Source organism: Streptomyces sp. NBC_00094 (genome assembly GCF_026343125.1).
Lineage (GTDB): Bacteria > Actinomycetota > Actinomycetes > Streptomycetales > Streptomycetaceae > Streptomyces.
In genome coordinates, this window is record NZ_JAPEMB010000001.1 from 4,061,632 (window position 1) to 4,079,490 (window position 17,859).

General features: G+C 69.8%; 14 protein-coding genes. 4 read left to right on the top strand and 10 right to left on the bottom strand.

Annotation, left to right across the window (positions count from 1 at the left end):
• Positions 1–183: 183 nt before the first annotated feature.
• The 3 genes from OG580_RS17850 to OG580_RS17860 all read left to right on the top strand — a co-directional run bounded on the left by OG580_RS17850 (position 184) and on the right by OG580_RS17860 (position 3,061).
• Positions 184–1,260 (top strand): AAA family ATPase, encoded by a 1,077-nt coding sequence (locus OG580_RS17850; protein WP_323182570.1) that lies wholly within the window; start codon positions 184–186, stop codon positions 1,258–1,260.
• Positions 1,257–2,282 carry a ParB/RepB/Spo0J family partition protein gene (locus OG580_RS17855; protein ID WP_267044673.1) on the top strand — a complete coding sequence of 342 codons (1,026 nt, stop codon included), beginning with the start codon at positions 1,257–1,259 and terminating at the stop codon, positions 2,280–2,282. The genes OG580_RS17850 and OG580_RS17855 overlap by 4 nt, the downstream gene beginning before the upstream one ends.
• A 161-nt stretch (positions 2,283–2,443) precedes the next feature.
• Complete coding sequence (locus OG580_RS17860) at positions 2,444–3,061, top strand: GNAT family N-acetyltransferase (RefSeq protein WP_267044674.1); 618 nt, start codon at positions 2,444–2,446, stop codon at positions 3,059–3,061.
• Positions 3,062–3,178: 117 nt separating this feature from the next.
• Here the strand turns inward: OG580_RS17860 and trxA are convergent, their stop codons facing one another.
• The 7 genes from trxA to OG580_RS17895 all read right to left on the bottom strand — a co-directional run bounded on the left by trxA (position 3,179) and on the right by OG580_RS17895 (position 12,758).
• Entirely contained in the window at positions 3,179–3,511 is a 333-nt protein-coding gene (gene trxA / locus OG580_RS17865) for a thioredoxin (protein WP_323182571.1), read from the bottom strand.
• Between the two features lie 47 nt (positions 3,512–3,558).
• Positions 3,559–4,524, bottom strand: coding sequence for a thioredoxin-disulfide reductase (gene trxB, locus OG580_RS17870; protein WP_267044675.1), 966 nt, complete (start codon positions 4,522–4,524; stop codon positions 3,559–3,561).
• Between the two features lie 138 nt (positions 4,525–4,662).
• On the bottom strand, positions 4,663–5,601 hold the full coding sequence (locus tag OG580_RS17875; RefSeq protein ID WP_267044676.1) for a zf-HC2 domain-containing protein: 939 nt from the start codon (positions 5,599–5,601) through the stop codon (positions 4,663–4,665).
• The gene (sigM, locus tag OG580_RS17880; RefSeq protein WP_267044677.1) at positions 5,598–6,302 is read right to left on the bottom strand and encodes an RNA polymerase sigma factor SigM; all 705 of its coding nucleotides are present in this window, start codon (positions 6,300–6,302) and stop codon (positions 5,598–5,600) included. The genes OG580_RS17875 and sigM overlap by 4 nt, the downstream gene beginning before the upstream one ends.
• A gap of 25 nt (positions 6,303–6,327) precedes the next feature.
• Complete coding sequence (locus tag OG580_RS17885; RefSeq protein ID WP_267044678.1) at positions 6,328–8,013, bottom strand: protein kinase family protein; 1,686 nt, start codon at positions 8,011–8,013, stop codon at positions 6,328–6,330.
• 116 nt (positions 8,014–8,129) lie between these two features.
• On the bottom strand, positions 8,130–10,361 hold the full coding sequence (gene murJ / locus OG580_RS17890) for a murein biosynthesis integral membrane protein MurJ (protein ID WP_267044679.1): 2,232 nt from the start codon (positions 10,359–10,361) through the stop codon (positions 8,130–8,132).
• Positions 10,362–10,406: 45 nt separating this feature from the next.
• Positions 10,407–12,758 (bottom strand): DUF6049 family protein, encoded by a 2,352-nt coding sequence (locus OG580_RS17895; RefSeq protein WP_267044680.1) that lies wholly within the window; start codon positions 12,756–12,758, stop codon positions 10,407–10,409.
• Between the two features lie 190 nt (positions 12,759–12,948).
• Here OG580_RS17895 and OG580_RS17900 point away from each other — a divergent pair, with 190 nt between their 5' ends.
• A complete protein-coding gene (locus tag OG580_RS17900) occupies positions 12,949–14,391 on the top strand; it encodes a CCA tRNA nucleotidyltransferase (RefSeq protein WP_267044681.1) in 1,443 nt (480 codons plus the stop codon).
• A gap of 71 nt (positions 14,392–14,462) precedes the next feature.
• Here OG580_RS17900 and OG580_RS17905 read toward each other — a convergent pair whose 3' ends face one another.
• From OG580_RS17905 to OG580_RS17915, 3 genes are all read right to left on the bottom strand, one after another.
• Positions 14,463–15,722 (bottom strand): MFS transporter, encoded by a 1,260-nt coding sequence (locus OG580_RS17905; protein ID WP_267044682.1) that lies wholly within the window; start codon positions 15,720–15,722, stop codon positions 14,463–14,465.
• A gap of 73 nt (positions 15,723–15,795) precedes the next feature.
• Entirely contained in the window at positions 15,796–16,878 is a 1,083-nt protein-coding gene (locus OG580_RS17910; protein WP_267044683.1) for an inositol-3-phosphate synthase, read from the bottom strand.
• Positions 16,879–16,928: 50 nt separating this feature from the next.
• On the bottom strand, positions 16,929–17,609 hold the full coding sequence (locus OG580_RS17915) for a PadR family transcriptional regulator (protein ID WP_024760413.1): 681 nt from the start codon (positions 17,607–17,609) through the stop codon (positions 16,929–16,931).
• Between the last annotated feature and the right edge of the window lie 250 nt (positions 17,610–17,859).

Sequence of the window (17,859 nt, forward strand, 5' to 3'; positions counted from 1 at the left end):
GGCATGGTGTTTCACGTGAAACGTCGCTCCCTGCTGCAGGGGATCATCAGTCGTGGCCGCGCGGCTGCAACGCCCCGGGACCGTAGCCCCCGCGTGAAACCACTCGCGAGGGTTACGGAGTTGTCCACAGAGGTGGATTCACCCACAGAACCCCCGACCTCGCTGGTTCACGACCCCGAAAGCATGGCAGGCTCTGCTCGTCGCGAGCCTGAAGCCGAGGAGAGTGAATCCATGCGGTCCGACGCCAACATCGCGGGACCGATGACCGATCCGGTCCCCGGTCCCCGAACCGAATCGGCGGGGGAGGATGTTTCACGTGAAACATTGCCCCCGATGGACGACACCCCCATTGGTCGCGCTGCCCAGCTGGCAGTAGAAGCCCTGGGCCGTGCCGGTGAGGGCCTTCCCCGCCCGGCCCGGACTCGGGTGATGGTGGTCGCCAACCAGAAGGGCGGCGTGGGCAAGACGACCACGACGGTCAACCTGGCTGCCTCCCTGGCGCTGCACGGCGCCCGGGTCCTGGTCATCGACCTGGACCCGCAGGGCAACGCCTCCACGGCGCTGGGTATCGACCACCACGCCGAGGTCCCCTCGATCTACGACGTCCTGGTGGACAGCAGGCCCCTCTCCGAAGTGGTGCAGCCCGTCCTGGACGTCGAGGGCCTCTTCTGCGCCCCCGCCACCATCGATCTCGCCGGTGCGGAGATCGAGCTGGTGTCGCTGGTGGCGCGCGAGAGCCGTCTGCAGCGGGCGATCCAGGCCTACGAGCAGCCGCTCGACTACATCCTCATCGACTGCCCGCCGTCCCTCGGCCTGCTCACGGTCAACGCCATGGTCGCCGGGGCCGAGGTGCTGATCCCGATCCAGTGCGAGTACTACGCGCTGGAGGGTCTCGGGCAGCTCCTGCGGAACGTCGAGCTGGTCCGGGGGCACCTGAACCCGGGACTTCACGTCTCCACCATCCTGCTCACCATGTACGACGGCCGGACGAGGCTTGCCTCCCAGGTCGCCGACGAGGTGCGCACGCACTTCGCCGAGGAGGTGCTGCGGACCAGCATTCCGAGGTCCGTCCGCATCTCGGAGGCGCCCAGCTACGGGCAGACGGTCCTCACCTACGACCCGGGCTCCAGCGGTGCCCTGTCGTATCTCGAGGCGGCCCGTGAGATCGCCCTGCGGGGTGCCACCGTGCACTACGACCCGCAGCACGCCCATGCAGGGCACCAGAACTACCAGCGCAGCATGTCGGAGGGGATCCAGTGAGCGAGCGACGTAGGGGATTGGGGCGTGGGCTCGGTTCGCTGATTCCTTCTGCTCCGCAGGAGCGGGGTGTGGCCGCCGCCAAGCTGGCGACGCTCCCGCACAGCACCCAGTCCCCCGACGCGGGGGCGTGGAGCGAGGCCGAGCCGGTGGCCCTGCCGGAGGTTCCGGCCGGGGCGTACTTCACCGAGCTTCCGCTCGACCTCATCGTCCCCAACCGGCACCAGCCTCGTGAGGTCTTCGACGAGGACGCCCTGGCGGAGCTCGTCACCTCCATCAAGGAGGTCGGTCTGCTCCAGCCCGTGGTCGTGCGCAAGGCCGACGGCGAGCGCTACGAGCTCGTCATGGGTGAGCGTCGTTTGCGGGCGTCGAAGGAAGCCGGTCTCGAGCGGATCCCGGCGATCGTCCGGGACACCGACGACGAGAAGATGCTCCTGGACGCCCTGCTGGAGAACCTCCACCGGGCCCAGCTGAACGCGATCGAAGAGGCTCACGCCTACGAGCAGCTGCTCAAGGACTTCGGTTGCACCCATGACCAGCTCGCGGACCGGATCGGGCGCTCCCGCCCGCAGATCTCCAACACGCTGCGTCTGCTGCGGCTCTCTCTTCCGGTGCAGCGGAGGGTCGCCGCCGGAGTGCTCTCCGCGGGCCACGCGCGGGCCCTGGTCGGTGTGGAGGACCCGGAGGCCCAGGACCAGCTGGCCTGCCGGATCGTCGCCGAGGGGCTCTCGGTGCGTACCGTCGAGGAGATCGTGAGCCTCATGGGCTCCGATGAGTCCGCCTCGCCGGTCAAGCCGAAGGGCCCTCGCGCCGGTGCCCGCGTCTCGCCGGCACTCACCGAGCTCGCCACGCGGCTCTCGGACCGCTTCGAGACCCGGGTGAAGGTCGACCTGGGGCAGAAGAAGGGAAAGATCGTCGTCGAGTTCGCCTCGATGGACGATCTGGAGCGGATCCTCTCGACCCTGGCCCCCGGAGAGGGACGGGTCATGGACCACAAGAACGCCGAGCAGAGCCGGCAGGGCTGACGCCCCCCCGCTCCGCCGAGGCCGCCCAGGGCGGGCCGAACTCCGGTCTCACCGGAGTCCGGTCCGCCCTTTGGCTTGGAGCGGTGTCCCCCTGATCGTCCGATGGATACGATTCTGAGAGGCGTATCCATGCTCGATGGCGAGGGAAGCGAGGAGAAGCCGTGGGGCGTCGGCTCGTACCGCTCACGCTGGACAACCTTGAGGACCTTCCCCGGCGATGTCGCTCCTGCGTCTTCTGGGAGCTCGACCCGGTCAGCGGTGAGGCCGCCGTGAAGGCGGGGCACCCGGAGCTGGAGAAGGAGGCCTGGATCTCCGCTGTCCTGTTGGAGTGGGGGTCCTGCGGCCGGGTGGTCTACGTGGACGACGTGCCCGTCGGCTACGTTCTCTACGCTCCGCCCGCCTATGTGCCGCGGTCGACGGCCTTCCCGACGAGTCCGGTGGCGGCCGATGCCGTGCAGCTGATGACGGCCTGGATCATGCCCGGGTACCAGGGCCAGGGGCTCGGCCGGATGGTCGTACAGACCGTGGCCAAGGACGTGATGAGGCGGGGCTTCAAGGCCATCGAGGCGTTCGGAGACGCCCGCTGGAAGGAACCGGCCTGTGTGCTGCCGGCCGACCATCTCCTTGCCGTGGGCTTCAAGACGGTCCGGCCGCACCACGCGTTCCCCCGGCTGAGGCTGGAGCTCCGGACGACGCTCTCCTGGAAGGAGGACGTCGAGATGGCTCTGGACCGGCTGCTCGGCGCCGTAAAGAAGGAGCCCGCCCTGCGACCGCTCTAGGGGGTCTTGCCGATCAGACCGGGCTCCGGCCTGTCCGGCGTCGGAACACGAGAACGGCCCGCCCCTTGTCGGGGCGGGCCGTTCGTGTTTCACGTTTCACGTGAAACGGAGAGCGTGTCAGCCCTTCGCGGGCTCGACGAAGCCTTCCAGGTCGCGCAGGATGGCGGCCTTCGGCTTGGCGCCGACGATCGTCTTCACGACCTCGCCACCCTGGTAGACGTTGAGCGTCGGGATGGACATGACGCCGTACTTGGCAGCCGTGGCCGGGTTCTCATCGATGTTGAGCTTCACGATCTCGATCTCGCCGTGCTCTGCGGCGATGGCCTCCAGCGACGGGGCGATCTGGCGGCACGGGCCGCACCACGCGGCCCAGAAGTCCACGAGGACGGGCTTGTCGCTCTTGAGGACGTCCTCTTCGAAGGAAGCGTCGGTCACAGTCTTCAGGGCCACGGCGGCCTCCTTGTTTTCGCGGGGTGTGGGGTGAGGAAGGACGAGGATCAGACCGCGGGGGTCTCGGCCAGCTTCTCGCTGTCGGCGAGAGCGGCCAGGAAGCGCTCGGCGTCGAGCGCGGAGGAGCAGCCCGTACCAGCGGCCGTGATGGCCTGACGGTAGGTGTGGTCGACGACGTCGCCCGCGCCGAAGACGCCCGTGACGTTCGTGCGGGTCGACGGGGCGGCCACCTTCAGGTAACCCTCCTCGTCCAGCTCCAGCTGGCCCTTGAAGAGCTCCGTCCGAGGGTCGTGGCCCACGGCGATGAAGAGGCCGGTGACCGGCAGCTCGCGGGTCGCGCCGGTCTTGGTGTCGCGCAGGGTCAGACCGCTGAGCTTCTGCTCGCCGTGGATCTCGGTGACCTCGCTGTCCCAGGCGAACGAGATCTTCGGGTCGGCGAAGGCGCGCTCCTGCATGGCCTTGGAGGCACGCAGGGTGTCGCGGCGGTGGACGATCGTGACGGACTTGGCGAAGCGCGAGAGGAAGGTGGCCTCCTCGATCGCGGTGTCGCCGCCGCCGACGACGGCGATGTCGTGGTCCTTGAAGAAGAACCCGTCGCAGGTGGCGCACCAGGAGACGCCGCGGCCGGAGAGCGCGTCCTCGTTGGGGAGGCCGAGCTTGCGGTGCTGGGAGCCCGTGGTGACGATGACGGCCTTCGCGCGGTGCACGGTGCCGGCGGTGTCGGTGACGGTCTTGATGTCGCCGGTCAGGTCCACGGCGATGACGTCGTCGGGGATCAGCTCGGCGCCGAAGCGCTCGGCCTGGGCCCGCATGTTGTCCATCAGGTCCGGGCCCATGATGCCGTCACGGAAGCCGGGGAAGTTCTCGACCTCGGTCGTGTTCATCAGCGCGCCACCGGCGGTGACGGCGCCCTCGAAGACCAGCGGGTTCAGCGACGCTCGGGCCGTGTAGAGCGCTGCGGTGTAACCCGCGGGCCCGGAGCCGATGATGATCACGTTACGGACGTCGCTCACGGGTTACTTCCTCGTCTCTGCAGACTGCCACTGCCTACGGGGGCGGTCGTCTCGGTCACTCTCACCCCACCCAACGGATCCTACGGGGGATGCATTCCCGAGAGTGCCGCGCGGCACGTGGCTGCGCTCCGGAGCGAGTCAGGAGCGCGGGTACGTCTGGCTGAGCAGCACCTCGGCCGCGGGCCCTCCGGTGGTGGTGGGCCGGGCGGCGCAGGAGGCGTCGAGGACGAAGGCCTGCACCCGGGTGCCGGCCGTGGGGTCCGCCAGAACGAGCAGATAGGCGGGTGTCCCCTGGTACTCGCCCCGCTCGTGGGCGAGTACGGCGTCGGCACGGCCGGTGCCGGCCAGGACGCAGGCAGGGATGGCGCTGTCCCTGTTCCGCTGGGGCGCGGTGGTGGTGCTCTCGGCGGACATGGACTCCGGGCCGATTCCCTGGGGGGTGTCGGTCTTGCCGCCCTCGTCCCGCAGAAGCGCGTGGACACGTTCCTCGACCGGCGTCCCGGAGAAGGGGCTCGTGGCGACAGCGTTGACGTCCGCCTTCTTGGCGGTGTCCGCGCTCCCCGCGGTCGGAGCACCGCCCTGGCTGAGGAAGAGGCTCGTACCGAGGACGGCGGCGGCGAAGGCCGCGCCGAGCGTGGAGACGAGCGCGATCCGACGCCGGCGGGGCTTTCCGGGGCGGCCGGGGCCGGTGGCCGCCTTCGGCCTGCCCGCAGGGCGCTCCGCGGCGGGGGAAGAAGGTGAGCCGGAGGGAAGCGGCTGGCTACCGGCGCGCGCGGTTTCACGTGAAACGGGGCTGCCGCTCTCCGGCGCGGTGGCCTGCAGGAGGGCTTCCGCGGCGAGCGCGGCATCGATCCGGCCGGCGATCTCGGCGGGCATGCGGGGCGGCCCGGGCAGTGTGCCCAGGAGACCGCGGATCTCGTCCAGGGAGGCCCGTACGTCGGCGCAGAGGGGGCAGCCGTCCAGATGGCGGCGCACCGCGGCGGAGCGCGTCGGTGAGAGGAGCCCCTCGGTCAGATCGGAGATCTCCGAGACGTCCGGGTGCTGTGTCGTGTCGGCCTTGCCGGTCGTGGAAGTCACGCGCGCCCACCTCCGCCCTTCACAGCAGCTGGATCTGTCGGTCCGGTATCCGTCGGCCCCGGCACCGGTGGGACGGATGTCCCCGGCGTCCGGTTCCTTCCCCCTTCGGCGGCCTCGTTACCCACTGTGTCGGTGCGCAGATGAGTGACCATCGGGAGCAGTCGTGCCCGCCCTCGTGCGCAGCGGCTTTTCACGGTTCCGGTAGGGACGCCGAGGATACGTGCCGCCTCCGCGACCGGGTATCCCTGCATGTCGACGAGGACGAGTGCGGCGCGCTGGTCGGCGGGGATCCGGGCGAGGGCGGCCAGGAGCTCGCGATGGAGATCCCGGCGCTCGGCGGGGGCCTCGGCCGACTCGTGGGGGTCGAGGAGCTGCTCCCAGCGGTCGGTGTCGTCGACGGGGGAGGTTCTGCGGGAGGCGGCCTTGCGGGCGCGGTCGAGGCAGGCGTTCACCGTGATGCGGTGGAGCCAGGTCGTGACGGCCGACTGGCCGCGGAAGGTGTGGGCGGCCCGGAAGGCCGACAGAAGGGCGTCCTGAAGGGCGTCAGCGGCCTCCTCGCGGTCCCCCAGGGTCCGCAGGGCCACCGCCCACAGACGGTCGCGGTGTCGCCGTACGAGCTCACCGAAGGCGTCGGGATCCCCGGCGACATGGCGCGCCAAGAGCTCCTGGTCGTCTGTGGCCTTGTCTATCGGATCGTCCAACGGTGAGCCCCTCCCCCTGCGGTGGTCAGCCCATGATCTTGATCTCGGCCAGCTTGCCGCGGAAGCCCCCGTCGTTGGCGGGGAGTTGCGTCAGCCAGACCAGAAGGTAGCGGGTCGTGACCGGCTCGGTGGGCTTCAGTGTCACGTTGCTGCCCTCGCCGGAGGCCCGGGTCGTGAACCTCTCGGGCGTGGAGGGTTCCGAAGAGGCGGCGGAGGGCGCGGTGCGGAGTTCCACCGAGGTGTGGCCCAGGAACGACAGGTCGACCGAGCTGACCTTCTGGGCCGTGCCCAGGTCGAGGACGATGCCCACGCCCGTCTTCAGGTTGGCGAAGTCGGAACCGTAGTAGTTCACGGTGTGCCAGAAGGTGCTGGGGTCGCCGTCGTAGGCGAGCTCTATGGTCTGGGGGTTCTCCGCGCCGTTGCCCAGCGGATCGAAGTCATGGGCGGACTTGATGGCGATCGGCTTGGGCGGCTCGGGCTTCTCGTCGACGGTGGGAGACGTGACCGGCGTCTTGGTGCTCGGCTCCGGGGCGAGCAGCCGGTCGGCGATCTGCCAGCTGCCCAGGCCCAGGGCGGCGATCAGCAGAGCCGAGACGGCCCACTTCAGTGCCGTGCCGGTACGGCTCTGGAGCGGGGCAGGAGGCACGACGATCGGCTGGGTGGCGACGGGACGTACCTGGGGCCGGCCGTAGGTGCCCTGCTGGTACGTCGTGCGCTGGTATTCCGGCGGGGTGGGGAACGTCGGCTCCGGCGGCTTGACGCGGGGCATCGCGGCCACGGCCTTGGCGAGCTCGTCCGGAGTCGTGCAGGGCGGCTCCTGGCGCGAGGCGGTGGCCCCGTCGTTGGCGAGGGCGCGCATGGCGATCTCGGAGAGGCCGCGGTGGACCCCGGCCCGCACCTGGTCGGGCGGGAGGAGGCCCACGCCCTTGGGGAGGCCGGAGAGTCCGTAGGCGTCGCTGTCGTACGGCCAGCGCTGCGTGAGCGCCGCGTACAGCAGGGCGCCGATGGCCTCGGTGTCGGTGCGCTGCGGGCGATCGGCCGTGATGCCGCGCAGAGCGGCGTTCACGGCGAGGCCGCGGATCCGGTACTGGCCGGTGGAGCTGCGCAGGACGGCGCTCGGCGTGAGCCGGAGGTGTGCCAGACCCTCGCGGTGGGCCGCGGCCATGGCCTGGGAGACCTGGCTGACGAGCTGGTAGGCGTCGTGTGCCTCCAGCGGGCCGGCCGCGAGGAGCGCGGTCAGCTCGGTGGAGTCGGGCAGCCACTCGTGCACGACGTACACGAGGTCGTTCTCCTCGACGGCGTCGAGGACCTGGACGAACCGGGGGTCGCCGAGCAGCGCCGAGGATCGGGCCGCGGCCAGCACCGAGCGGGCCCGGGGGTGGTCGGCGGGCAGCAGGTGGACCCCGACGGCACGCCGCAGCTTCTCGTCGACGGCACGCCAACTGCTGAAGCCGTCCAGACGGGTGACGCACTCCTCCAGCCGGTAACGCCTCGCCAGCTTGTGCCCGCTGTGCAGTTCGGGCGCGGTGATGGAGGGCGGTTCGCCGCCCTGTCGCTCGCCCGCCTTGCTCTCTGTGGCCTCGGCGGTCTTCGCCGCCGCCTTCTGCGTTTCCGCCACCCCGTCGGTCGCGGCCTTGTCCGCCTTGGCGGTCAGCGGGTCGTCACCGCTGTTGTCGGCCACGTCGACGGCAGCCGTGCTACGTTCCGCCACCGTCGTCCTGCCTCCCCATCCGTTGCGCCACATCCAACAGCCATGCCAATTGTGCCCACAGTCCGAGGCTGTGCACGACACGCGGTCCCCGCGGATGGTTGTGCGGGGACGTCGTTTCAGCGTCCCAGACGACCGCGCACCATCCCGACCAGGGTGTTCAGCTCCGCGATCCGCATGCGCTTGGCCGCGACGAAGAAGACACCCAGGAGGACCGCTCCGCCGATGAGCAGGGCGACGAGGGAGCCCAGGGCGCCCTCGCCCAGGAGCTTGAGAAGCCCGAAACCGACGGCGCCGGCGACGATCGCGGCGGGCACGGAGGCCATGCAGAGCCGCGCGTAGGTCCGCATCACCTGGGTGCCGTCCAGGTCGCCGCCGAGGCGGTTGCGCAGGCGGCGCCAGGCGATGCCGACGCCGACGGCGTACGCGAGGCCGTAGGAGGCGGCCATGCCGACGACGGCCCACTGGGCGGGCAGGAGCACGTAACAGAGTGCCGAGGTGGCCGCGTTCACGGCGGCGACGATGACCGTGTTGTAGAAGGGCGTCCGGGTGTCCTCGTAGGCGTAGAAGCCGCGGAGCACGACGTACTGGACGGAGTAGGGGATCAGGCCGAGTCCGAAGGCCATCAGGATGAAGCCCATGCCCTGGGCGGCTTCGACGCCGCTGGAGGCGTAGAGCAGCGTGCACATCGGGACGCCGAGGGCCAGGAAGGCGAAGGAGACCGGGACGATCGCGACGGCCGAGTTGCGCAGGCCCTGCGAGATGTCGTCGCGGACGGCGCCGGGGTCGTCGTCGTGGGCGGCGCGGGAGATCCGCGGCAGCAGAGCGGCCATGACGGAGACGGTGATGATGGCCTGCGGCATGCCCCAGATGAGCTGGGCGTTCGAGTAGGCGAGGAAGCCGGCGCCGTTCTTTCCGGACTCCTGGCCGGCGGCCGTGGCGAGCTGGGTGACGACCAGGACGCCCGCCTGGTTGGCGAGGACGAAGAGCACGGTCCACTTGGCGAGCTTCACCGTCTTGCCGAGCCCGTGGCCCTTCCAGTCGAAGCGGGGACGGAAGCGGAAGCCCGTCTCGCGGAGGTACGGGATCATCGCCAGCGCCTGCACGACGAGCCCGAGGAGGGTGCCGATGCCGAGCAGGCGGATGCCCTCGTCGGGAATGGTCTGGACGCCCATCTGGGACTCGGCGGAGGTGCCGTAGACCCAGATGAACAGGCCGAACGTGACGATCATGACGATGTTGTTGAGGACCGGCGTCCACATCATCGCGCCGAACTTGCCGCGGGCGTTGAGGATCTGGCCCATCACCACGTGCACGCCCATGAAGAAGATCGTGGGCAGGCAGTAGCGGGCGAAGGTCACGGCCACGCTGTTGGCCGCGGCGTCGTCGGCGATCGTGTTCGACATCAGCCGGACCAGGACCGGTGCGGCGAGGACGGCCGCCACCACGATCAGTCCCAGCGCCACCATCACCAGGGTGAGCAGGCGGTTGGCGTAGGCCTCGCCGCCGTCCTCGTCGTTCTTCATCGAACGGACGAGCTGGGGCACGAAGACCGAGTTGAGGCCGCCGCCGACGGTGAGGATGTAGATCATCGTCGGCAGCGTGTAGGCGATGGTGAAGGTGTCGCCGAGCAGCGCCGCGCCGAGCGCGCCGGTGATCACCAGGCTGCGGACGAAGCCGGTGAGCCGGGAGACGAGGGTGCCGGCCGCCATTACGGCGCTCGACTTGAGCAGCCCTGAGGCACGGCCGGACTTCTTCGGAGCGGGGGCAGGGGCGGGCATGGGGTCCGGCTCCGTGGCGGGCGGGGGCACCTGGCCGGGCGTCTGCTGGTCCCGGTAGAGGTGCGCGAACGCGTCCGGCTCGGGGTTCTCCTCGCCGGCGCGGGTCACCAGGTCGTCGACGCCGGTGAACTGGACCGTGCGCGCGTCGTCGCCGTACGGCAGGTGGCGTGAGGCACCGTCGGGCTCGGGCGCCGGGGTCTGCGCCCACACCCGGGGGTCCGGCGCGTGCTGGGGCACGGCGGGCTGCTGGTAGAGCGGCTGGGGCTCCTGGTACGTGCCGGGCGGGGGCGGCGGGTGCGCGGCGCGGTCGTAGAGCGCCTCGGTCACCGGGTCCTGCGCGGACACGTCCTGAGCCCGGTACGGATCGTGGGCGAAGGCGTCCTGGACGTAGGGGTCCTGGGCGTACGGGTTCTGCGCGAAGGCGTTCTGCCCGTGCGGGTCGGCGAAGCCCTGCTGGGGGGACGGCGGCACCTGGGGGTACCCGGAACCGGGGGGTGCGGCGGGCGTCCCACCGGACGGCGCGGTGCCGTCCGCGCCCTGGCCGCGGTCACCGTCGTACGGCGCGTTCATGGTTACCCCACCTCATCGTCCCCGGCCGACCGGCCACGACATCGCTCAACGGTCCACTTTCTCACTCGGGCCCGACGGGCCGCCGCTTTCGGGCCCGGTGTCCGGCGTCGGGTCACTCGGCTGCTCGGGTTCGTCTCCCTCGCCGTCCTCACCGTCCTCGCCGCCTTCGCCGTCCTCGTCGTCTTCCGTTCCGGCGTCGGTCTTCTCGGCGTCGGCCTCGGCTTTCCTGGCGGCGACCCGCTTGCGCTGGCTGTACATGCGCACTCCGGCGAGGACGAGGAGCAGCACACCGCCGGCGATCACGAGCATCACCGTGGCGGTGATCTCGGAGACCTTCACGTTGAAGGTCATCGGCTGCCCGTAAGGGGTGCCGTCCTCGGTGTAGAGCTGGGCCGTCATCGGGAGCTGGCCATTGGCATTGGCCGTGGCGGTGAACTTCACCGACTGGCTGTGCCCGGCGCTGATCTTCACGGGGAGCTCTGCATAGGCTTCGCCGTTCAGCTCCAGCCGACTCTTGTTGCTGGACGTGAGGCGCAGCACCAGATTGTCCACGCCCTGCAGCAGCTTGTTCTGCACGGTCACGGGGATCGTCGCACTGCGGCCGGACAGCGTCAGGTCCGACTTGGGGACCAGCTGGATGCTCTCGGTGAGGCCCTGCAGGTACTTGAGGACGTCGTTCCGGTAGACCGCGGCCTCTCTGGCCTGACCGCGCCAGGAGGTGGACATCTCGCGGTTGATCGCGTTGCCGAACGGGGGGACGACACGTTCCGGCTGGGTCAGGATGACCTTGAAGTCGTCCAGCTCGTCGCGGGTCGTCTTCATGTCACGGAAGGTCTGGACGGGGAGTTCCCGGTCGCGCAGGTCCTTCGGGTAGCGGGAGCTGCTGGGCACCGTGGTGGAGGCGTTCGGGTCCGGCTTGGCCGCGGCCGCCGCGAGGAGGTCGGTCGGCTGGCTCCAGCGCCGGGCGGAGAGGCCGTGCAGGGCGGTCGCCATGCTCTGGGCCTGGGCGCCGGTCGGCACCCGCTGCGGGGCGACCACGATGCTGCGCTGCTGTTCCGGCTGTTCCAGGGTGATCGCGAGCGAGTGGGAGAGGAACTCCTGGACCGCGAGGGTGGAGTTCTCCGCACGGACCATGTCGCCCTCGAAGGCGGTGGACAGGAGTGCGTCGCTCACCACGGCCGTGGTGCTGCCGCTGCCGAGGGGGCGCGCGGCTGTCGGCGTGTAGGAGAGGTCGTCGCGGACGCTGTCGCTGCGGGCGATCACCTTGTCGGCGCTGGCCGAGGTCGCGACGGCCACGATGGAGGGGTCGACGGCTCCCTCGACGGGCCAGGAGAAGTCGGTGGACGGCTGCACGTGGAGGATGGTCTCGACGGTCGTCCCCGCGAGGGAGGTCGCCGACTGGAGGTGCCCAAGGGAGCTGGGGACGTCCTTGCCGCGGTGGGCCAGGGAGGCGAGGTCGGGGTCGGCGAAGGGCAGCGCGACGACCTTGTGTCCCTGGACGGCCTTCTCCAGCGAGTCCAGCCACCGCTCGGCCACGACCTGGTTCTTGCCGGGGAGGTGGGTGGTGCCGTCCTTGACGCGGTAGCCGTTCGCCATGGCGTCGACGGTGGCCAGCAGGTCCGGATCGATCACCCAGGTGACCGGGAGGTCCTTGCCCAGCGCGACCATCTGGTCGAGACGGCCGCCCGGCCGCAGCTCGGCGGCCAGGTCGTCGTCCTCGAAGACGGGGGTCTGCTGCTCGTCCGTGTTCGTCTCCGCCGAGACGTGGGCCGAGGAGATCAGCGGCCAGAGGTAGGTGAGCTGGGTCTTCTTCTCGGTGGCTTCCGGCTGGTACGGCAGGAAGGTCCGCTCGATGCCGAGGACCCGGTCGTAGCGCCGGTCCGAGGTCTGGCCGGTGAGCGAGACGCCCAGCTGGTACACGCCCGACTCGTCGAGACCGAGTTCGGAGACGGGGACGGAGAGGGAGAAATCCGTGCTGAGGCCGGGGCCGAGGCGGGGGATCTTGAGGGTGGGACCCTCGTCGAGGGTCGGGGGGTCGCTGTCGTCCCGGTAGCCGGTGCGCTCGGAGGCCTGGTCGATCTCGCTGCGGCTCGTCATCATCGGGCCGACGCGCAGATCCACCGTCGCCTCGGTGATGACCTTCTTCCCCCGGTTGGTCACCGTCCCCGAGACGGTGACGGTGTCACCTTCCACGGGAGCGCTCGGGGTCAGGGTGTCGAGGGACACATCGACGGTCTTGGAGCCGGTGGCGTCCTCCGCGGCAGCCGCCGGCGAGGCGGTCGGGGCCTGGAGGAGACCGGCGAGGAGCGGCGCCCCGACGGCGACCGTGATCGTGCGCCGCAGCCATCGGCGGGCAGGTGAGGGACCGGTTCCCTGGATGTCTGCCGCCTCGCCCACGCGTTCGCCCGTCCTCGTCGTTGTCTGTGGTGCCAGTGGTGTGGATGGTTCCCGGTTGCTGTGTCCAGGCATGGTAACGAGGCACGCTGGGGGCAAGTGCCGGGGACTGCTCCAGCCGATGGCGCCCGGTGTCCGGCCCGTGGGAAAACGAGGACGTCGGGGTGGACCGGGGCACGTACCCTTTTCTGTTGTGCCGAACGCCAACGAAGACACCCCGACTGCACTGAGCCAGGTGCAACGCCGCGCGGTCAGTGAACTGCTGCGCGTGTCCCCTGTCGCCGACGATCTCGCCCGCCGTTTCCAGGAGGCCGGGTTCAGCCTCGCGCTGGTCGGTGGCTCGGTACGGGATGCCCTGCTCGGCCGGCTCGGCAACGACCTGGACTTCACCACCGACGCCCGCCCCGAGGACGTCTTGAAGATCGTCCGCCCGTGGGCCGACTCCGTCTGGGAGGTCGGGATCGCCTTCGGGACGGTCGGCTCGCAGAAGGACGGCTACCAGATCGAGGTCACGACGTACCGCTCCGAGGCGTACGACCGGACCTCGCGCAAGCCCGAGGTCTCCTACGGCGACTCCATCGACCAGGATCTCGTCCGGCGGGACTTCACCGTCAACGCCATGGCCGTGGCCCTCCCCGAGAAGGAGTTCATCGACCCGTACGGCGGCTTGGAAGACCTCGCCGCCCGGGTCCTGCGGACGCCCGGTACGCCCGAGGAGTCCTTCTCCGACGACCCCCTGCGCATGATGCGGGCCGCGCGGTTCGCCGCCCAGCTGGACTTCGAGGTCGCCCCCGAGGTCGTCACGGCGATGAAGGAGATGTCCGGCCGGATCGAGATCGTCTCCGCCGAGCGGGTCAGGGAGGAGCTCAACAAGCTGCTGCTCTCGGCGCACCCCCGGAAGGGCCTCGGCCTGCTCGTGGACACCGGTCTCGCGGACCACGTGCTGCCCGAGCTGCCCGCGCTGCGCCTCGAAAGCGACGAGCACCACCGGCACAAGGACGTCTACGAGCACTCGCTGATCGTGCTCGAGCAGGCGATCGACCTGGAGGAGGACGGCCCCGACCTGGTGCTGCGTCTCGCTGCCCTGCTTCATGACATCGGCAAGCCGCGCACCCGTCGCTTCGAGAAGGACGGCAGGGTCTCCTTCCACCACCACGAGGTGGTGGGCGCGAAGATGACCAAGAAGCGCATGACCGCTCTCAAGTACTCCAACGAGATGATCAAGGACGTCTCGCGCCTGGTCGAGCTGCACCTCCGCTTCCACGGCTACGGGGACGGCGAGTGGACCGACTCGGCGGTACGCCGCTACGTCCGTGACGGGGGGCCGCTGCTCTCGCGCCTGCACAAGCTGACCCGTTCGGACTGCACCACGCGCAACAAGCGCAAGGCGGCCGCGCTCTCCCGTACGTACGACGGCCTGGAGGAGCGCATCTCCCAGCTCCAGGAGCAGGAGGAGCTGGACGCGATCCGTCCCGACCTGGACGGCAACCAGATCCAGGAGATCCTGGCCATCGGGCCCGGTCCGGCCATCGGCCAGGCGTACAAGTTCCTGCTGGAGCTGCGGCTGGAGAACGGCCCGATGGAGCAGGATCAGGCGGTCGCCGCGCTCAAGGAGTGGTGGGCGGCACGCGACTGAGGCGAGCGAGGCGAGCAGGCCGGTGTTTCACGTGAAACACCGGCGGGAGGGGTGGTGTTTCACGTGAAACATCACCCCTCCGTGCGTTCCCTGTGGAGTGCCAGCGCGATCGCCGCGTAGACGACGGCGACCAGAATCACCAGGAGGGGGGAGCGGCCGTCCGGCGGCAGCATCAGTGCCGCGATCCCCGCCGCTCCCACGAAGGCGACGTTGAACAGCACGTCGTAGAGGGAGAAGATCCGTCCCCGGTAGGCGTCGTCGACGGTCGTCTGCACCACCGTGTCCGTCGCGATCTTGGATCCCTGGGTGATGAGTCCGAGGACGAAGGCGGCCACGAGGAAGGGGACGGGGTCGAAGAACAGGCCGAGAGTCGGCACCAGGACGGCCGCGAGCCCGGCGCACAGGGTCATCCAGCCGAAGGGCCCCAGCCGTCCCACCCCCCAGGGCGAGAGGACCGCGGCCGCGAAGAATCCCACTCCCGAAGCGGCGACGGCGAGCCCCAGGAGCGCCAGCCCCTTGGCTTCCGTGGAGCTCCAGGCGTAGCGGCAGAGCATCAGCACGGTGACGAGCAGGGCGCCGTAGCAGAAGCGCATCAGGGCGACCGCGGCCAGCGCCCTGGCGGCCGGTCGTCGCTCGGCCAGGTGCCGCAGCCCGTCGACCAGCCCCCGGACCGTCGAGGTCAGCGCCGAGGTGAGCCGCTGGGGAACCAGCTCCGGATCGGGTCCGAGGAGCCCCCGGGGCATCCGCAGGGAGGAGAGGGCGGACAGGAGATAGAGGGCGGCGGCGAAGGCCACCACGGCCGCGTCGGACTCGTCGGCGACGAGCCGGACGCCGAAGGCCAGGCCGCCCCCGAGGGTGGCGGCGAGAGTGCCGGCGGTGGGGGAGAGCGAGTTCGCCACGACCAGCCTCTCCTCGTCGACGACGCGCGGGAGCGAGGCCGAGAGCCCCGCGAGCACGAAACGGTTGACCGCGGTGACGGAGAGCGCGGAGGCGTAGAAGAGCCAGTCGGGGACGGACGCGACGATGAGCACGGCGGTCCCGCAGGCGAGCAGGGTGCGCAGGAGGTTCCCGTACAGGAAGACCTGGCGGCGCTGCCAGCGGTCGAGGAGGACGCCGGCGAAGGGTCCGACGAGCGAGTACGGGAGCAGGAGCACGGCCATGGCCGAGGCGATGGCGGTGGGTGAGGCCTGCTTCTCTGGGGAGAAGACGACGTACGTGGCCAGCGCCACCTGGTAGACCCCGTCGGCGCACTGGGAGAGCAGCCGGACGGCGAGCAGGCGGCGGAAGTTCGTCAGGCGCAGGAGTACGCGCAGATCACGTACGACGGACATGGCGCAAGACTCACATACGAAGAGGGCCCCCGGGCAGCGCCGCGGGGACCCTCTTCGACAAGCGTGCGGGCGCTTAGCGCTCGACCTCGCCCTTGATGAACTTCTCGACGTTGGCCAGGGCCTCGTCGTCGAAGTACTGAACCGGCGGGCTCTTCATGAAGTAGCTCGACGCGGAGAGGATGGGGCCGCCGATGCCGCGGTCCTTGGCGATCTTCGCGGCGCGCAGGGCGTCGATGATGACACCCGCGGAGTTCGGGGAGTCCCACACCTCGAGCTTGTACTCGAGGTTCAGCGGAACGTCACCGAAGGCGCGGCCCTCAAGACGCACGTACGCCCACTTGCGGTCGTCCAGCCAGGCCACGTAGTCCGACGGACCGATGTGGACGTTCTTCTCGCCCAGCTCGCGGTCGGGGATCTGCGAGGTGACGGCCTGCGTCTTCGAGATCTTCTTGGACTCGAGGCGGTCACGCTCGAGCATGTTCTTGAAGTCCATGTTGCCGCCGACGTTGAGCTGCATGGTGCGCTCAAGACGGACACCGCGGTCCTCGAACAGCTTCGCCATCACGCGGTGCGTGATGGTCGCGCCGACCTGCGACTTGATGTCGTCGCCGACGATCGGGACGCCCGCCTCGGTGAACTTGTCCGCCCACTCCTTGGTGCCGGCGATGAAGACCGGGAGAGCGTTGACGAAGGCGACCTTGGCGTCGATGGCGCACTGCGCGTAGAACTTCGCAGCGTCCTCGGAACCGACGGGCAGGTAGCAGACGAGAACGTCGACCTGGCGGTCCTTGAGGATCTGGACGACGTCGACCGGCTCCTCGGCGGACTCCTCGATGGTCATGCGGTAGTACTTACCGAGACCGTCGAAGGTGTGACCACGCTGAACCGTGACGCCCGCGTTCGGGACGTCGCAGATCTTGATGGTGTTGTTCTCGCTGGCGCCGATGGCGTCGGAGAGGTCGAGGCCGACCTTCTTCGCGTCGACGTCGAAGGCGGCGACGAACTCGACGTCACCGACGTGGTACTCGCCGAACTGGACGTGCATCAGGCCGGGCACCTTGGCCGCCGGGTCGGCGTCCTTGTAGTACTCGACGCCCTGGACCAGCGAGGCGGCGCAGTTGCCCACGCCGACGATGGCTACGCGAACCGAACCCATTTCCGGTTGCTCCCTGTTGTGATCGTGGAAGCCCTGCTGTACGCAGGGTTTCACTTGGCGGTGTCGTCGGACGGATCCGGCCGGGTACTGCCCCCGTGCCGGGGCAGGCCGCCCGTTTCTCCAGAATCGTTGTCGTGCAGAGCGGGGGCGTCGGGACCGGATCGCTGATCCCGTCCCGCCCGCTCGCTCTCGATGAGCTCGTTCAGCCAGCGCACCTCGCGCTCCACGGACTCCATGCCGTGGCGCTGCAGCTCAAGTGTGTAGTCGTCGAGCCGTTCGCGGGTCCGGGCCAGGGAGGCGCGCATCTTCTCCAGACGCTCCTCCAGCCGGCTGCGGCGGCCTTCGAGCACCCGCATCCGTACTTCGCGCTCGGTCTGGCCGAAGAAGGCGAAGCGGGCGGCGAAGTGCTCGTCCTCCCAGGCGTCGGGGCCGGTGTGGGTGAGGAGCTCCTCGAAGTGCTCCTTACCTTCCGGCGTCAACCGGTAGACGATCTTGGCCCGGCGTCCTGCGAGTGAAGCGGCGAGGGCCTCCTCGGGGGCGCTGCCCGGCTCCTCGATCAACCAGCCGTTGGCGACCAGCGTCTTGAGGCAGGGATACAGCGTTCCGTAGCTGAAGGCCCGGAAGACTCCCAGCGAGGTGTTGAGGCGCTTCCGCAGCTCGTACCCGTGCATCGGGGCCTCGCGGAGCAGGCCGAGAACGGCGAACTCCAGGATGCCTGAGCGCCTGCTCATCCGTCGCCTCCTCCGCTTCTCGGGGCCCTTATGCCGTGCTGATGTATCGACTCGATACATCAGCACGATAGAACGGCCACTCTGTGGGGACAAGTGGGACCGCCGTGACCGGCGTCACATCGTCAATTCATAGGGAGCGACTTGCCTGATTTGGGGTGAACTTCGGCCCTACGTGGGTTTTGGCCGTGCGTAGTCTGTGCGGCATGCAGACCACCGGGAACCAAGCGATGCCGTGGGGCGTCAGTGCTGC

Excerpts from the sequence above, each read along its gene's own strand:
- murJ (WP_267044679.1), bottom strand. The coding sequence starts at position 10,361 with ATGAACGCGCCGTACGACGGTGACCGCGGCCAGGGCGCGGACGGCACC.
- OG580_RS17905 (WP_267044682.1), bottom strand. The coding sequence starts at position 15,722 with ATGTCCGTCGTACGTGATCTGCGCGTACTCCTGCGCCTGACGAACTTC.
- OG580_RS17915 (WP_024760413.1), bottom strand. The coding sequence starts at position 17,609 with ATGAGCAGGCGCTCAGGCATCCTGGAGTTCGCCGTTCTCGGCCTGCTC.
- OG580_RS17850 (WP_323182570.1), top strand. The coding sequence starts at position 184 with ATGGCAGGCTCTGCTCGTCGCGAGCCTGAAGCCGAGGAGAGTGAATCC.
- OG580_RS17910 (WP_267044683.1), bottom strand. The coding sequence starts at position 16,878 with ATGGGTTCGGTTCGCGTAGCCATCGTCGGCGTGGGCAACTGCGCCGCC.